This is a genomic window from Streptomyces diversicolor, assembly GCF_057537855.1.
In genome coordinates, this window is sequence record NZ_BAAJXA010000002.1 from 124,553 (window position 1) to 141,385 (window position 16,833).

Genomic DNA, 16,833 nt, shown 5'->3' on the forward strand with positions numbered 1-16,833 from the left:
CCGCCCAAGACACCAGCGCCCCCGCGACCACCGTCCGGAACTCCACGCCCAAGGGCCGCGTCATGGCGCCGCCACCCGGCCCGGCTCGTCGTAGCGCACCGTCAGCGGTAGTCGGGCCGGTTCCGTGGTCGTGCGCGTGCTGGGGGCCCGCAGGCGCAGCTTGCGGTAGAGCAGGGTGCGCATCTTGCGGGAGAACCGCCCCGGTTCCGAGGAGATGCGCGCCGCGACCCGCTCGTACCGATGCGAACGACCGGTCACGGAACCCCGTTTGAGCTGCGGAAGCAGCGGGCGGTCCCCGCGCAGCCGGGGCGCGAAGGACATGAGTTCCGCCAGCGGTGAGCCCGGATCCACGTCGGCGTCGGGCCGTCCCGCCATGAACACGGGAACACCTGTCATCGCGCCGTACAGGGACACCGAACCGTGGTCGCCGACGATGTAGTCGGCGGCGACGAGAGCCCCGGTCCAGTCCCCGTACGGACTGACCAGGGTCAGCCCCGAGCGCGCCAGTCCGGCGAGCCAGGAGCGGACCTGCCAGTCGCCGTGCGCCGTCCAGACGTGCGGATGCAGGAGCGCGGCGACCCGGAACTCCTCCCGGGGCAGCTCCGCGACCAGTCGCTCCAGGACCTCCCAGCCCTGCCCCAGGAGCGAGTCGGGCCCCCAGGTGGAGCAGACGAGGACCAGCCGCTGCCCGGCCGTGGCGCCGAGGGCGTCGCGGTACAGCGCGCGGGAGGGCAGGCTGGCGGCGATGCGGTCGAAGCACGGATCGCCGACCACTTCCGCCACCGGCAGCGCCTCCGGGCATTCGCGGCCGAGCCTGGTCAGCTCCTCGTGATGGGCCAGTACGATCACCTCCGGCACGATCGCGCCGTCCCGTACCAGGCGCTGCCTGCTGAGACCGTACACACCGCGCCCCGCCACCGGGCGACCGTTCCGCCCGGCCGGAGTGATCTTGTTGTGGCCGGCGCCGTGCGGGAGCACGACCACCGGTGCCTGGAGTTCGTGCAGGCTGCCGTGGCTGGCGGCCAGCGCGAGGTCGAAGTCCGTGTGCACCGCCTGGCTCCACGGCAGCACGAGGCCACCCAACTGGTCCAGGAACGCGGCCACTCCGTTGCTGAACACGTCGGGTGCCTGGGTGAAGAAGGTCTGCACCCGGACGTCGCCCTCCAGTACGCGTACGGCGTCGAGCAGCCGGTGTCCGGCTATCACCGTGTGCACCACGACCAGGACCCGCCTGCGCGTGCGGCGGGTGGCCCAGCGCTCGACGTCCAGCCGCACCGGCACATGCCGCCAGTGCGGCTCGGGCACTGTCACGCTCATCGTTGATTTCCCCCGGTTCCCCGTTGCCTTCTGACCGCGGCCATGCTCGGCCCGTGACGGCCGTCCGCGGCCCATGACGAGGGGGTGCCCGGGTGGCTGGACGGCGGGCTTGCAGGAATCCTGCACTCCCGTGGCACCGACGCGGCCCGGGCACAACCCCAGCACCGGTGACCACCGTTGTCCCCCACAGCGCGGCGAAGACCGCGTTCGACGGGCGGCCAAGACCGTGGCCCGAGTGGCCGAGGCCCTGGCCGGCACAGCCGAAACCGCAATCGGCGCGGCCCAGTCGCCGGCACAGCCGAAACCGTCGTCGGCACGACCGAAGGCGTGCCCCAAGCCGTCGTCGGCACAGCCGAAACCACGATCGGCGCTGCCCAAGCCGTCGTCGGTCACCGCGTGCGCCCGCCGCGCTTCAGTGCGCCCCTGTCTCCACCCCGGGCAAGCGCAGAACAGTGAACGGAGTACCGCACACCTCTGCGGGCACCGCCGAAGCCGGCAGGAAGAAGCACACCCATTGCGCACCCACCGGGAGTGATGGTGGAACTTCTTGCTCTGGGACCCCTTGAGCTGTGGCACGGCCGACAGCAGTACCCCCTCGGATCGCTGAAGGAGCGCTGCGTACTCGCCGCGCTGCTGCACGCCCGGGGCGAACCGGTCTCCGTGGACACGCTGATGGACCGCGTATGGAACGGAGAGCCGCCGCCGACGGCCCTGGACACCCTGCACAGTTACCTCTCCCGGCTGCGGGGGCGGCTGCGCCGGGCGGTGGGCGAGGAGCGGGCGCGCGTGGAGCGGCCCTCGCCCCGGCTGTACCAGTTGCGGGCCGATCCGCAGGCCATCGACCTGCTGCGATTCCAGCGCCTGCGGACGGACGCGGCGGGCGCGGCGGCGCGGGGCGAGCGTGCCACGGCCATCGCCCTGCTGCGAACGGCCGAGTCCCTGTGGCGCGGCGAACCGCTCGCCGAGTTCGCCGGCAACTCCTGGGCGCAGTCGACACGCGCCCGGCTGATCGAGGACCACCGCAGGGTCCGTGAGGAGCGGATCGTCCTGGAGATGGAGGCGGGGCGACACGCCGACCTCGTCGGCGAACTCCAGGAACTCGCCTCGCAGAATCCTTTCGCGCAGCGGGTGATCGGCACACTCATGCTGGCCCTGTACCGCTCGGGGCGGCATGACGAAGCGCTCGCCGTGTACCGGGACGCCCGGGCGAAGCTGCGCGAGAGCCAGGGGATCGAGCCGGCCGCGGAACTCCAGGGGCTCCATCTGCGCATGCTCGAACAGGACGACTCGCTGCTGCTCCCGCCCGCGGAGCACGTCCCCGCCGCGGCGGCGCCGGCCCCTGAGCCCGAGCCCCGTAACTGTCTGCCGCGGGACACCCAGGACTTCACCGGCCGGGCCGCCGAGCTGCGCCTGCTGCTGGCCGCCTCCCCGGCCGCGGCCGGCGCGGCGAAGGCCCTGCCGGTCACCGTCCTGCACGGCATGCCCGGCATCGGCAAGACCGCGCTCGCCGTGCACGCGGCCCACCGGCTGTGCGCGGCCTATCCCGACGGACAGTTCTACGTCGATCTGCGCGGCTACAGCAGCCGTAGGCCGCTGGACCCGGCCGAGGCCCTGGCCATCCTGCTGCACTCGGCGGGATGGTCGGGCGAGCTGCCGGACACCCTGGACGAGCGGGCCGCCCGCTGGCGGGAGTGGACGGCACGCCGGCGTGCGCTCGTGGTGCTGGACAACGCGCGGGACGCGGGCCAGGTCGGCCCGTTGCTGCCGGGCACCCCCAGCTGCCGTGCCATCGTGACCACCCGGAGCCGGCTTGCCGGGCTCGCCGGCGCCGCGTCCGTGCCGGTGGAGGCCCTGTCCAGGGCGGAGGCGGCCACCCTGTTCACCCTGATCGTCGGCGCCTCGCGCACGTCCGCCGAGCCGGAAGCCCTGGAACGGGTCGTGGACGCGTGCGGCTGCCATCCGCTGGCCCTGCAACTGCTGGCGAGCCGTTTCCGGCACCGTGCCGCGTGGGCCCTCCAGGACCTGCTCGACCGGCTGACCCGGGCGACCGACCCGCTCACCGAGTTCGACGAGCTGATCACGGCGGTCTTCCGGCTGTCGTACGCGGAACTCGGCCAACCGGCACGGCAGTTGTTTCGCCGTCTCGCCCTGCACCCCGGCCCCGACATCACCCTGCGGGCGGCGGCGGCACTGGCCGGTCCCGACCTCGGGCGCGAGGCGGGGCTGCTGGAGCGGTGCGTCGAGGAACTGCTGGACTCAAGCCTGCTCGAAGAGCCGGTACGCGGGCGCTACCGGCTGCACGACCTGACCCGGGCCTTCGGTCTGCAAACCGGCGCCCGTACGGATCCGGACGCGGCCCGGCACACGGCGGTCGGCCGGCTGATCGCCTACCACCTCACCGCCGCGCACCGGGCCGACCGCCGCGCCCGCCCGCACCGCAGGGCGGTTCCGCTGAGCGCGCGGAAGGAGTCCCGCTACGCCCCCGAGTTCTCCGACGCGGACGAGGCCCAGGTGTGGCTCACCGTGGAGCACGCCAACCTCCTGGCGGTCGCGCGTACCGCGGCGGACCGGCACCCCGAGTACGCCGCGCTGTTCCCGAGCGTTCTGGCACGCTCCCTGAAACTGTGGGAGACACGGGACATGGCGGCCGGCCTGTTCGACACGGCGGTGCCGGTGCTGCGCGTCTCGGGCGACCGGTCCGCGCTCGCCCGCACGTTGACGGACCGCGCCGATCTGCTGGCGCAGCGCAACCACGGCGAGGCGTTACGCTGCGCGGCCGAGGCCCTGTCGATCTACGAGGGTCTGCACGATGCCCACGGCCGCGCCGACGCGCTCCTCCAGACGGGCCGCGCCCAACTCGCCGCCGGGCACGGCGGCACGGCCATGCGCGTCCTCGAACGGTCACTGGCGCTGTACCGGCAGGCCGGCGACCGATCCGGGGAGGCCGAGTGCCTGAATGTGCAGGGAGCGGCACTGTTCTACGCGGGTCAGTACGACGAAGCCCTGCACCGGGTCCAGCTCATGCAGGGCCTCTACGAGACGCTGCCCGATCCGTACGGGGTGGCGCAGGCGTTGAACAACCGGGGTGAACTGCACAGCCTTCAGGGGCGCTACGCCGACGCCCGCGACTGCTACGAACGCTCACTCGTCCTGATGCGCCAGCACGGAGGCAGACAGGAACTGGGCATTCTGGAAAAAAACTTGGGGGCGGTGCATCAGGCGACGGGGCAGACGGACCGCGCGCTCGCCTGTTACCGCAGGGCCCTTGCCGCGCACCGGGCCGGCGGCGATGTCCTGGGCGAGGCCGACGTGCTGATCAGCATGGGGCTCGCGCACGCCGAAGCGGGACGCAGGGGCGAGGCGCTGCTGCACCTCACGATGGCGGAACAGGTCGCGACCAGCATCGACAACAAGTACGAGACGCTGCGGGCGTTGATCGGGGCGGCGGACGTCCACCGGGAGTCGGGACGGCTCGACATCGCCTCCCAGAGCTACGAGCGGGCCCTCGACGTGGCGCGGAGCGTCGAGTTCCCGCTGGGCTCCGCCCATGCGCTCGCGGGACTCGCCAGGACCGCCTTCCTGTCTCCGCGCGGCTCCGAACGGGCCTGGCGGTACGGCGAACAGGCGGTCGCCCTCTACCGGCGCCTGGGTGCCGACGCGGAAGCGGAGAAGCTGCTCCGGCTGCTGGCCCACCACGAGCCGACCGGCTCCTGAGCCACGGCCCAGGAGCGGCCGGACCCTGAGGTCACCACATCCAGCGGTCCACCACCACGACCACGAAGGCGGAACCGAGGACGGGCAGCGCGACGAGGTAGTACTTCAAAAGCTTCAGCAAATCGTTTCCTTGAGCTGTGGTACGAGCACGCCGGGCACATGGAGGACCGTTTCGGCGTGCGAGTGGGCATCCAACGCGCACGGAAAGTCGATACGCATCTGCAAAAATGCGAACGCGCATGCGAATGATCCCGATGGGCCCAGAGCATATCCGGATCAAGCCCAATGACCACAACTCTTGGGATGGTTGGATGCAGGTCGGGGGCTGCCGGGAGCCCGAGCGCTCGATATGGTCACGATTGCGAATCGATGTGTCCGGATCTCTGGACGGCCGGCCTTCGTTTCTCCCTGCGGTCGCCCGGTGAACCGGACGGGCGGATCCCGTTAAGGGAGCGTCAAAAGGCTGGTCAGGGACCATACTTGAGGGGGCGGGGGCGGTCCCCGTATGAGGGTTCGGCGCAGGGAGGGACGTTCGGTGAGGCTTGCCGGGAAAGGGCTGGGGAAGGTCGAGGTACGGCTCAAGTGGGACCCGAGTCCCCTGGGCGAGGCGCCCCGGCATCTCGACATCGTTGCCGCGACCTACTCCGTGGACGACCCCTACGGTCGCCCGGAGTACGTCGTGCACTACGACAGCAGGTCACCGGACGGCACCATCAACATGACCCGGCACAGCCAGACCGGCCAGGGCTTCGGGTTCGTGGAGGTGATGGTCCTGGAGGTGGAGCGGCTGGCGTCCGCCTATGGACGGGTGGTCGTGGGCGTCGTCATCCACCAGGACCCCGTCCCGCGTACGTTCGGCGACATGTCGAACGCCGGGGTGGTGGTCGTCGAGGGCTACCGGGAGCTGGTGGCCGAAGACTTCTCCCAGGTGGCCGACTCGACCGCGACGACGGTGGTGGAGTTCGTCAGGAACGACGACGGCGAGTGGGAGCTGTACGAGATGATCCAGGGCTCCGACAGCGATCCGGCCGCCTTCATGCGGGAGATGGGCGCCGTCCGGCACGCCTGACCTCGGCACGCCTGACCCCGGCACGCCTGACCCCGGCACGCCTGACCCCGGCCGGCCGCGCCCCGCCGTACCGTCCCCGCGGCGGTGCTGACCGGCGCGGGTACAGTCGAGCGGCCGGGACGCGGAGAGGGAGAGACGGATGCGGCTGCGCTGTGCGGTGCTGGACGACTTCCAGGGTGTGGCGGTCGAGTCGGCCGACTGGTCGGTGCTGGCGGACCGGGTGGAGGTCGTCCCGCTGCGCGAGCACATCGCCGACGAGGACGCCCTCGCCGCGGCCCTCGCCGACTTCGACATCGTGGTCACCCTGCGCGAACGCGTCCCGTTCCCGGGCTCACTGCTCGCCCGGTTGCCGCGGCTGCGGCTGCTCGTCGCCACCGGCATGCGCAACAGCGTCATCGACTACGCGGCGGCCGAGGCGCACGGCGTCACCGTGTGCGGTACGGCCAGTTCCTCGACCCCGCCGGTCGAACTGACCTGGGCGCTGCTGCTCGGCCTCGCCCGCGGCATCGTCGAGGAGAGCAACGCCCTGCGCACCGGCGGTCCCTGGCAGTCCAGCGTCGGCGCCGACCTGCACGGCCGCACGCTCGGCCTGCTCGGACTCGGCCGCATCGGCGGCCAGGTGGCCCGGATCGGCCTCGCCTTCGGCATGCGCGTCACCGCCTGGAGCCAGAACCTCACGCGGGAGCGCGCGGAGGAGGTGGGGGTCGAACTCGCCCACACCAAGGAGGACCTGCTGGCCGGGGGCGACTTCGTCTCCGTGCACCTGGCGCTCGGCGAGCGCACCCGCGGTCTGCTCGGACCCGCCGAACTCGCGCTCATGAAGCCGACCGCGTATCTGATCAACACCTCCCGCGCGGCGATCGTCGACCAGGACGCCCTGCTGGCGGCGTTGCGTGAGGGCCGGATCGCGGGCGCCGGCGTCGACGTCTTCGACATCGAGCCGCTGCCGGCCGGCCACCCGATGCGCACCGCGCCCCGACTGCTGGCGACGCCCCACCTCGGCTATGTCTCCCGGGCCAACTACGCGACGTACTACGGCCAGGCGATCGAGGACATCCAGGCATACCTGACGGACGCCCCGATCCGCCGTCTGCCCTGACCCCGCACGACCGTGCGCCACCCACGTGCCGACCGTAGGCGCGCCGCTCGGTCCTGTGGCGTCGGGACGGGGAGCGTGCCGGGCGTGGTGGCGCCCGTGCGTGGCATGGGCCGGCCGGTCCGAGGTCTTCGACGCCGGTCCGCGGGGCGCCCTGAGCAGGTCCGGTGAAGTCCGCTGCGGTGCGACAGCGCCCCGAAAGGGCGCGGGGCCGTAGAGCTGGTCAGCCGCGCAGGCTGCGGGCCGGAAGGACGACGTGTGCTGCGGCGCTCAGGGTCTCCTCGGCGCCGACGAAGGCGGCCAGTTGCCGCGGGGTCAGGGGCGCGCCGGGCCGTGCCTCGGGCCAGGGGCGGGTGGTGAACACCAGGTAGGCGTAGCCGCGTTGGGCGACGGCGGCAAGCCACTCGGGGGGCGCGGGGCACTGGGCGTTCAGTTGCGGCAGGGTGACGACGGCCTGCCCGGCCTGCACGAGCAGGGTGACGGGCAGGCTGGGCCTGGCGGAGCCGTCGACGAGGTCACCGCCGACCGGCAGTCCGCTGTTCTCCAGCAGCCGCTCGACGGCGGCGGACGTCGTCGCCCCGCCGCCCTCCGCGTCCCCGAGGGAGTACGCCAGCAGATAGGGCATGTCGGTTCCGTCGGTGGCCTCTCCGCTCCAGGCGAGCACGACGAGCGTGCCCAGGTCGGCCAGGCGGAAAGGGCGGGTTTCGGTTGTGGTTGAGGTCACCCGCGCGACCCTATCGACGGGCCCGCGCGCCGCCGGCCGGCTTCTCACCCGAGCGGCCCACCGGCCACGGGGTGGCCACACGAACGAGGGACGCCGCTCAACGCCGCTCGACGCCTCCCGACGTCCCGCGACATGTCCCGACGCACCCCGACGCATCCCGACGCCTTCCGATGCCTCGTGACATCTCCCGACGACCTCGCGACGCCTTCCGGGGCCCCCGGCCTGTGCGGTGCGGGTTGTCACGGCGGCGCCGCCGCATCGGCGCCCTGTGGGCGACACAGCCGCGGCGCCCTGCCGCTCGCCGAGCACTGGCCCTCCGACGTCCCGCGAACGCCGCGCGGGCGACCGGTCGGCTCAGCTCTGCAGGGGCAGACCGCCGAGCAGCGGGCTGTGCTGGTTCAGGGCGGCGGTCGCGCCCTTCACCGTGTTGAGCACGGACCCCTTGTTCTCGGTGTCGAGCGCGCTCGACTGGTGCCGCAACGGCATCGCGTCCTGCACGGTGAGGGGACCCCTGGTGAGCGTGTCGACGGCGCCGTTGAGGCTGGTGGGCGTGAGGTCGGCGGCGGTCTGGGCGAACGCGGGCGCGGCAACGCCGGCGAGGGCCACCGAACCGGCTACGACAGCGGCAGCCTTCAGGGACTTCATCGTGTTCCTTTCTCGGCGACTCACGTCACCTCGGGAATGTCTGACGCCGTGCCCAACGATGCCCGGCCGGGCCGGAAACCCCGTCGGCGCAAGACATATGAGATCCCCCCGACCACGGTGCGCCGGACGTGCCGCGGCCGTCGGACCGGCCCGTACGTCGGCCGGCCCGACGGCCGGACCGCCGCTTGTGCCCGTTGCGTCATCCCTGGTGGGGCCACCTGTCGGGGACACACCACGCCGATGACGCCGGCCACCCCCGTGCGGGGGAACGCGAACCGGCCGCCTCCCGTGGAATGCCACGGGAGGCGGCCGGCCGTGGAGTGATCGACCCCATGGGACATAACCATCCTGAAGCACGCATTTGCGGCCATTCGGTGGATTGTCGCCGTATCCGAGTTTGGACAAGAGCGAAGAGTCAGGCATTCCTGGCATCTTGAGGGACCTCTCCACGTCGGCCCTCCGGGAGGTCCCATGCAAGCACCGTCCAGCAGCCTCAGTCCGGCCCTCCCGTCACAACAGTCGTCCGCCGGCCGAAAAGCGGTCGCCGAACCGCCGCACAGGAGCCGGTTCGACGGCGCATGGTGGGTCTGGGCCATGGCCGGGGCGTTGTTCCTCGTGTACACGGCCGTCTCGCTGCGCATCCACCACCGGATGCTCTCCAACAGCTATGACCTGGGGATCTTCGAGCAGGTCGTCCGCTCGTACGCGGACGGACATCTGCCCGTCTCCGAACTGAAGGGGCCCGGCTTCCCCGTCCTCGGCGATCACCTCTCGCCCGTCCTGGCTCTTGTCGCCCCCTTCTACCTGCTGCACCGGTCGGCGGCGACCCTGCTCGTCGTGCAGGCCGCGCTGATCGCGCTGAGCGTGGTCCCGCTGGCGCTCTGGGCGCGCAGGGCCCTGGGCTCCCTGGCGGGCGCGGTGATCGGTGCCTGCTACGGGCTTTCCTGGGGCATCGCGAGCGCCGTCGGCTTCGACTTCCATGAAGTCGCCTTCGCCGCCCCGCTGCTCGCGTTCTCCCTCGCCGCCCTCGGCAGCAACCGGCCGACCGCCGCGGCCTGCTGGGCGCTGCCGCTGCTGCTGGTGAAGGAGGACCTCGGGCTCACGGTCGGCGTGATCGGCCTGGTCATCGCCTGGCGCGGGACCCGCAGGCTCGGCTTCGTGACCGCGGCGGTCGGCGTGGCCGGGACGCTGCTGGCGCTGCTGGTGGTCCTGCCGGCCTTCAACCCGAACGGCTCGTTCGCGTACTGGTTCCTGGCGGAATCTCCGGCGGGCACCTCGGGCGCGGGCAGCGGGCCGCTGGACCTGCTGTACCGGAGCACGGTGGGTCTCGTCACCCCGCAGACCAAGCTGTCGACGCTCGCGCTCGTGCTGGCCCCGACCGTGTTCCTGGCCGTGCGTTCCCCGCTGCTGTGGGTCGCGGTGCCGACGCTCGTCTGGCGTCTGTTCTCGAACAACTACGTCCACTGGGGCACCGGTTACCACTATTCGCTGGTCGTGATGCCCATCGTCTTCGCCGCCTTCGTCGACGCGCTGGTGCGACGGGGCACGGGGCACGGCAGCCTGCGCCGGTATCTCGCCGCGTCGGCCGCGATCACCCTCGCGATCCTGCCGAGCTTCCCCTTCTGGCAGCTCTTCAGCCCGGCCACCTGGCGATCGGATCCGCGCGTCGCCGTCGCGCACAGCCTGATGAAGAAGATCCCCGACAACGCCACGGTCCAGGCGTCCACCTATCTGGTTCCCCAACTCACCAACCGTACGAGCGTCAGTCTCTACGGCTATCCGGTCAGCCGCCCCTCCCCCCAGTGGATCATGGTGGACACCTGGGTGGCGGCACGCTGGCGGTGGCCCCTGACCTTCGAAGCGGAACGCGCCATGCTGAACCAGGCACGCGCCCAGGGATACAGCACCGTGGCCGACCGCGACGGCTTTGTCCTGCTGCACCTCACCCACCGGCCCGAACGCACACCGGTCTCCGGCGATCTGGACGCCTCCAAGCACAAAGGCTGATTCCGCCGTGGGACAGGTCCGACCCATGACCCGTACCGGGAAACACAGGAGCGTGGTGCTGTCGTGAAGCCCTCCATCTGCCTCTGCATGATCGTCAAGAACGAAGCGGGAGTCATCGAGCGATGCCTGGCGTCCGTGCGCGATGTGGTGGACACCTGGGTGATCTCCGACACCGGATCGACGGACGGAACCCAGGAACTGATCCGCGGCGCCCTCGACGGAGTTCCGGGCGAACTCCATGAGGAACCCTGGGTGAATTTCGGGCACAACCGCACCCTGAACATCCGGCACGCCCGCGGCAAGGCCGACTATCTGCTGCTCCTGGACGCGGACCACGTCCTCAGAAAGGACGGCCCGCTGCCCCGGCTCACGGCAGACGCGTACATGCTCCGGCACGAAGGGGCCATGGAGTACCGGATCAGGCGCCTGGTACGGGGCGATCTCCCATGGCGGTACGAGGGCGTCACTCACGAATTCCTCACCGCGGACGGGAACGAAACGCAGGAGAACCTTGACGCGCTGGTCGTCGAGGACCATGCGGACGGCGGCTCGCGGCACGACAAGTTCGAGCGTGACGCACGTCTGCTCAGCGCCGAGATGGAACGCGACCCGAGCAACACGCGTACGGTCTTCTATCTGGCCCAGACCATGCGCGACATGGGCAACACCGCCGAGGCGATCAAGCTGTACGAACGCCGTGCCTCGATGGGCGGCTGGGCAGAGGAGGTCTACTACTCCCTGCTCCAAGTCGGGGTCCTGCACGCCGATTCCGGTGATCTGCCCGCCGGTCTTGACGCGCTGACCCGGGCCTGGGAGTCACGTCCGCAGCGGCTGGAAGCGTGTTACGAGCTGGCCTCGCGGCTGCGTGCCGTGGGCCGCCATCACATGGCTCACGCGATCGTCGTCGCCTGCCTGGACAAGGAGCAGCCGGACGACATCCTGTTCACCCAGCCCTGGGTGTACCGGTGGGGCCTGCTGTGCGAGTTCTCGATCACGGCCTACTGGGTGGGCGACTTCAAGGGTGCGCTCCATGCCTGCGACCGCCTGCTCGCCATGCCCGACCTGCCGTCGGCCCATCGCGCGCAGACCCTGGTCAACCGTGAGTTCGCCGTACGCAAACTCGCCACGATCCCGGAGCCGACCCACGCCCTCGGGGCCGGCAAGGCCAAGCGACACCCCAAGACCGCGAACTCCGGCTGACCCGCCGCCCCCTCCGACAGCACAACAACCCAACGAGCCCCCCGCCCCGACCAGCAGCTCAAGCCCCAAAACCCCTCCCCCCACACCCCGGCCACCTCACCCGTCCCCCCACACGTCCCCGGCGGCCGACCACGGCAACCGACCACCGCCCACGGGCGGCCGATCGCGGGTGGGGGTGGCCGGGGGGCAGGCCGCGGGTGCCGGACCGCGGGTCGCCGCCGGCCGATCGCAGACCACCAGTCGCGGGTCGCGGGTGGCTGGGGCCGCGGGTGGCGGGTCGCGGGTCGCCGCTGGCCGGTCGCGGGTGGCCGGTCGCGGGTGGCCGGTCGCGGGTGGCGGGGCACCGGTGGCCGATAGCAGGCCGCAGGCCGCAGGCGTCCGGTGGCCGGCTGGACGGCTGGACGGGGGCCGGGGCCGAGCGCAGACCACCGATCGCGGGTCGCGGGTGGCAGGCCGCAGGCGTCCGGTGGGCGGTGAGCGGTCCCCGATCGCAGATCGCAAACCACCAGTCGCCGGTGGCCGCAAACCACCGGTCGCCGGTGGCCGGTGCCGGTTGCGGGTCGCCGGCCGCAGGCTGGCGGTGGCCAGTCGCAAGCCGCAAGCGCGGTGGGGTCCCGCGACGTGGTGTAGAGGATCAAGCTGTCGGCCATTCGGTCCGAGGTGCACGGCGGCTTGTGCCGAGGCATCAACCGGCAAGGCGCCCTGCTGAGCCGGGACGAGCACCCGACCCCGCACAACCACCGCCCCTGACCTACCGGTTCCACCGGTCGCCGGCCGCAGGCCGCTGGTCACAAGCCAGGTGGTGTCCCGCGACGTGGTGTAGAGGATCAAGCTGTCGCCCCTCCGGTTCGAGGTGCACGGCGGCTTGTGCCGGAGCACCAACCGGCAAGGCGCCCTGCTGGGCCGGGACGAGCACCCGACCCTGCACAACCACCGCCCCAGACCCGCGAGTTCCGGAACCTTGATCTCCCCCACACCACCTCGCGGCACGCCATCGCAAGCAAGCGACAAGCCGTTGACCACCGGCCGCAAGCCGTCGGTGCCGGTCCTGGGGCGCGGTCGCCAGTTGTCGGTCGCAGGCCGCCGGTCCGTAAACCGCAGGTCCGTAAGCCGCAGGTGACCGGTCGCAGGCCACTGGTCGAAAGCCTCAGGCCGCGAGTGACGGTCGCGGGCGCAAACGACCGGCCGCGCGCCGCAAGCCGGCGGTCGCCGGTGGCGGTTCTGGGTCGCGGTCGGTTGCCGTAGGTCGCAAGCTGTCGGCCGGACAAGCGGCCGGGGGGCGGCCGGGAGGCCATGCTGCGGCCCGGCCGGGAATCGCCCTGATTTCCGGGGCATTTGAGGCGCGCCGCGGGGCGGCATACCTCCCGTCGCACGCGGTGGCGATAAGCCGATTAAATGCAGACTCTCTGAGTGATCTATGTGCCACTTTCAGCCCATTTAAACCGAGTTGCCTGGATTTGCGGGCGTCATATGCAGTTTGCTGCTCGCACCTCATCTCCCTCAGTTTTGTCACGAAAGGCACGGTGGGTTTTGGTGCATGGGGCTTTTAAGACCGGCGGCGCCTCGTCGCTGGTTCTCGGAGCAGTGAGCCTCGGCCTTACCTTGGGTCTGTGCGGCCCAGCTGCGGCGCACACACCCTCTCTCGCGGGCCGGGCTCACGCTCAGACCGGCGCGCAGGCAGACCGGATCGCGCTGCGAGCCGGACAGAAAGCAGATCACAGGAACCTTCGCGCGGCGGTCACGGGAGTCGTGACCGCGCAGACCGGCGTGAACATCCGCCAGTTGCCGACGTCGGACTCGCCGAGCCTGGGCTCGTTCCCCTTCGGGGCGAGCATCTCGCTGCTGTGCCAGGAGGCGGGCCAGTCGGTCGACGGGAACATCTGGTGGTACAAGCTCGCCAACCAGAGCGGGTGGGTGACCGCCCGTTTCGTCGCCGCGTCCGACGTGCCGCTGTGCACGGACCTTCCGGGCCCCACCGGTCCCACGGGCCCGACGGGCCCGACCGGCCCCACCGGCACGGGCGCCACCGGCCCCACGGGTCCGGTCGGACCGCAGGGTCTCATCGGCCCGACGGGTCCGCAGGGCGTGCAGGGCATCCAGGGCATCCCCGGTGTCCAGGGCAACACGGGTCCGACCGGGCCGGCCGGTCTGAACGGCCTCAACGGTGCCACCGGTGCGACCGGTGCCACGGGGGCCACCGGGCCGACCGGCCCCACGGGGTCGACCGGACCGCAGGGTCTCGTCGGACCCACGGGGCCGCAGGGCATCCAGGGCATCCAGGGCGTCCAGGGCGTCCCGGGCAACACCGGCCCGACCGGGCCGGCCGGAGCCACCGGGCCGACGGGCGCGCAGGGCATCCAGGGCATCCAGGGGCTCCCGGGCGTGCAGGGCAACACCGGACCGACCGGAGCCACCGGCCCGACCGGCCCCGGCGCGCAGGTCCTCAGCTCGACCGCGCAGACCCTGGCCGCCGGTGCCACCGGCACGTTCACCGGTCCCACGTGCCCCGTCGGGACCACGGCCGTCTGGGGTGGTGTGACCCAGACCTCGGGGACCGGTCCGCTCAATGTGCTGTCGGGCATCGGTGGTGCCGCCTGGACGGTCACCGTCGTCAACGGGGGCGCGAACGCCGCGACCTTCACCGTCCAGTCGGTCTGCCAGTAGCCGACTGATCCCAGGAAGACCACGGACGTCGCAGGCTCACCCTGGTGACTGAGTGGTCCTACTGCCGGTCCGTGCCGTCCGCCTCCACAGCGGGCGGCACGGACCGTTTTCGTGTCCCGGTTCTTCCATGTTCTTCCACGTTCTTTCACGTTCTTCCATGTACTGACGCTCCTTGAACGGGGCGACGAGGACGGCATGACCGTCGGTCCGTCAGGACGACCCGCCCTCGCGCAGGGAACGGCCTTCCGACGCCGGCGACACGGCGCGGCCCGATGGACACGGGGCGACCCGGCCGGCACGGGCCGACCCGGGACGACCCGGCCAACAGGGGCCCGATCAGGCCGGATCAGGCGCGGCCAGGCGGCCGGAACGCGAACCGGCCGCCCTCCCGAGCGGGAGGACGGCCGGCGCATGCGGTGCGGGTGCCGGGCGCTCGCGCGTCCGGCGTCCTACGGGGCTACCGGACGGACACGGCTCGGCCTCGCCGGTACAGGATCACGCCGCCCGCGATGAGCGCGGCGCTGAGGGCGGAAGCCGCCAGCGTGGTCGCGCTGCCGGTCTCCGCCAGCGCAGGCCGGGACTCGTCACCCATGGGGACGAGCCCGGACTGCCGCCCGGTCAGGCCGATGGAGCCCGTCGAGCCCGTCGAGCCGGTGGGGCCGGTCGAGGAGGTGTCGTGCGTCCCCTCCGCGGCCGGCGATTCGGACCGGATCTGCTCGGCGGGGGCGGGCGGCCGGGGAGCCGGCGGACGGGCGACGGGCGGGGTGCTCACCACGCTCGTCGGGGGAGGCGTCTGCTGGGCGCCGCTGTCACCGGGACCGACCTGCCCCGGAATGCCGGGGGTGGCCTGCTCGGCCCGACCCGCGCCGTTGACACAGGAGTTGCCGAACGCCGGGTTCAACAAGGCGACGACGTCCACGGTGTTGCCGCAGACGTTGACCGGGACATGGACCGGCGCCTGCACGGTGTTGCCGGACAGGACACCCGGGGAGCCCGAGGTGGTGCCGGCGGCGTCCGAGTCGGCGACGGCGGCGATCTCGCACAGGGACAGAACGCTCGTCGCGGCGGCGGCCACGACCATTCCCCTGCTCAGGGTCTTTCGCAATCTCGTTGTCTTCCTGCTTGAAGAAGTGGGAAGGCCGACCCCGGAACGAAGAACCCAAGGATCAACGGTCCGGAGCCGGCCGCTGCACAGCCCGAGGGCCGGCGCGTGATGTCGGGTGACGTCAGTCGTTGGCGCAGGTGTTGCCGAACGAGGGGTTCAGCAGCCCGATGACGTTGACGGTGTTGCCACACGCGTTCACCGGAACGTGCACGGGGAGCTGGACGACGTTGCCGGACAGGACACCGGGGGAACCGACGGCAGCGCCCTCGGCACCGGAGTCCGCGAAGGCCGGGGCGGCGGCGCCCAGAGCCAGGATCGCGCCCGCGACGACGGCAGCGCTCTTCTTCATGAACTTTCCCTTCTCTGCGGTCATGCCCCTATGACGGCCGAAACCGAGCGAGCACAGCTTGAACGGCTCGCACCATGACCGGCAGGTTGTAGAACGAGGGATAGACGGTCGAAGAAACTACAGAACGCGCGTCATCCGGTAATTCACTCGAACGCCTTCACAACATTGACGCATGAGAGGAAACAGTTCGGCTGAGCGATGGACTTCGGGTTGCACAGGGATTTCACGGAAAAAGTCCGCCCGGGCGGCGGCGCGGGAAACGGCGCGCGGCCCGGGCGGACTTTCCACGGGGTCGGCTCAGTGGTTGCCGGTGCCGTTGCCCGACACGGCCGAGATGTCGTCCAGGAGGTGCGACAGCGGCTCGTCGCCCTTGGCCTGGGTCGAGTTCTCTGCGCACTGCTGGTTCTGCGGCGACGACAGGACGGGCACGTCCTGCACGGCGACCGGGACGGCGCCGACGAGCGAGCCGGCGTTCGCCTTGGCCGGCAGGCCGACGCAGAGCTTGTTCAGTGAACTCTGCACCAGGGTGGTCTGCGGACTCAGGTCACCCCCGGTCACCTGGTTGCCGAACGCCTCCCGGGCGCCGACGCCGCTGGCGGAGGTGGTGCCGGTGTCGTTGCCGATGGCAAGCGCCTGCGGGGCGAGCGCCGCCGACGCACCGACGACGGACGCGGCGACCGCCGCCACGGACATTGCCTTCTTCAGCATTTTCGCTTTCCTTTCCCGGCCTCATGGCCAAGACGCATGTTCCTGCCCCGCATCAACCCGCCACGAGCCGAATGGTTGCGGCACGTCACTCGATCGGATCGTCCGGCGGCGGCGGAATTAACGCACCACCCGGGAGGGTCACCCGGCGCATTCCCGGCGGCCCCACATGTCGGCCATCGGAGTGAATACCAGGAACCGGATGAGGTCTCTTCAGTTGAACCAGGGCACTCCGGTG

At 71.5% G+C, this 16,833-nt stretch carries 12 protein-coding genes; 6 read left to right on the forward strand and 6 right to left on the reverse strand.

All coding sequences use genetic code 11. The annotated features are described in order from the left end of the window. Positions 1–60: 60 nt before the first annotated feature. On the reverse strand, positions 61–1,317 hold the full coding sequence (locus tag AC27LF_RS02485) for a hypothetical protein (protein ID WP_479656081.1): 1,257 nt from the start codon (positions 1,315–1,317) through the stop codon (positions 61–63). 534 nt (positions 1,318–1,851) lie between these two features. On the opposite strand from AC27LF_RS02485, the gene AC27LF_RS02490 reads away from it, so the two are divergent. The 3 genes from AC27LF_RS02490 to AC27LF_RS02500 all read left to right on the forward strand — a co-directional run bounded on the left by AC27LF_RS02490 (position 1,852) and on the right by AC27LF_RS02500 (position 7,199). Next, positions 1,852–5,031 carry an AfsR/SARP family transcriptional regulator gene (locus tag AC27LF_RS02490; protein ID WP_479656080.1) on the forward strand — a complete coding sequence of 1,060 codons (3,180 nt, stop codon included), beginning with the start codon at positions 1,852–1,854 and terminating at the stop codon, positions 5,029–5,031. A gap of 505 nt (positions 5,032–5,536) precedes the next feature. Next, the gene (locus AC27LF_RS02495) at positions 5,537–6,100 is read left to right on the forward strand and encodes a TerD family protein (protein WP_479656079.1); all 564 of its coding nucleotides are present in this window, start codon (positions 5,537–5,539) and stop codon (positions 6,098–6,100) included. A gap of 139 nt (positions 6,101–6,239) precedes the next feature. Next, entirely contained in the window at positions 6,240–7,199 is a 960-nt protein-coding gene (locus AC27LF_RS02500) for a D-2-hydroxyacid dehydrogenase family protein (RefSeq protein ID WP_479656078.1), read from the forward strand. A gap of 220 nt (positions 7,200–7,419) precedes the next feature. On the opposite strand, the gene AC27LF_RS02505 is transcribed toward AC27LF_RS02500, so the two are convergent. Beyond that, on the reverse strand, positions 7,420–7,920 hold the full coding sequence (locus tag AC27LF_RS02505) for a DUF5949 family protein (protein WP_479656077.1): 501 nt from the start codon (positions 7,918–7,920) through the stop codon (positions 7,420–7,422). A gap of 354 nt (positions 7,921–8,274) precedes the next feature. Further along, positions 8,275–8,565, reverse strand: a complete 291-nt coding sequence (locus tag AC27LF_RS02510) for a hypothetical protein (RefSeq protein ID WP_479656076.1) — start codon at positions 8,563–8,565, stop codon at positions 8,275–8,277. A gap of 594 nt (positions 8,566–9,159) precedes the next feature. Between AC27LF_RS02510 and AC27LF_RS02515 the strand changes: the two genes are divergently transcribed. The 3 genes from AC27LF_RS02515 (at position 9,160) to AC27LF_RS02525 (ending at position 14,436) form a co-directional block, all read left to right on the forward strand. Then, positions 9,160–10,572, forward strand: a complete 1,413-nt coding sequence (locus AC27LF_RS02515; protein WP_479656075.1) for a DUF2079 domain-containing protein — start codon at positions 9,160–9,162, stop codon at positions 10,570–10,572. A 63-nt stretch (positions 10,573–10,635) separates the two neighbouring features. Next, positions 10,636–11,772: a tetratricopeptide repeat-containing glycosyltransferase gene (locus AC27LF_RS02520; RefSeq protein ID WP_479656074.1), complete on the forward strand. Its 1,137-nt coding sequence runs from the start codon at positions 10,636–10,638 to the stop codon at positions 11,770–11,772. A gap of 1,749 nt (positions 11,773–13,521) precedes the next feature. Then, entirely contained in the window at positions 13,522–14,436 is a 915-nt protein-coding gene (locus AC27LF_RS02525) for an SH3 domain-containing protein (protein WP_479656073.1), read from the forward strand. A 457-nt stretch (positions 14,437–14,893) separates the two neighbouring features. Here the strand turns inward: AC27LF_RS02525 and AC27LF_RS02530 are convergent, their stop codons facing one another. From AC27LF_RS02530 to AC27LF_RS02540, 3 genes are all read right to left on the reverse strand, one after another. Beyond that, on the reverse strand, positions 14,894–15,541 hold the full coding sequence (locus AC27LF_RS02530; RefSeq protein WP_479656072.1) for a chaplin: 648 nt from the start codon (positions 15,539–15,541) through the stop codon (positions 14,894–14,896). Between the two features lie 121 nt (positions 15,542–15,662). After that, a complete protein-coding gene (locus tag AC27LF_RS02535) occupies positions 15,663–15,890 on the reverse strand; it encodes a chaplin (RefSeq protein WP_479656178.1) in 228 nt (75 codons plus the stop codon). A 297-nt stretch (positions 15,891–16,187) separates the two neighbouring features. Further along, positions 16,188–16,598 (reverse strand): rodlin, encoded by a 411-nt coding sequence (locus AC27LF_RS02540; protein WP_479656071.1) that lies wholly within the window; start codon positions 16,596–16,598, stop codon positions 16,188–16,190. Between the last annotated feature and the right edge of the window lie 235 nt (positions 16,599–16,833).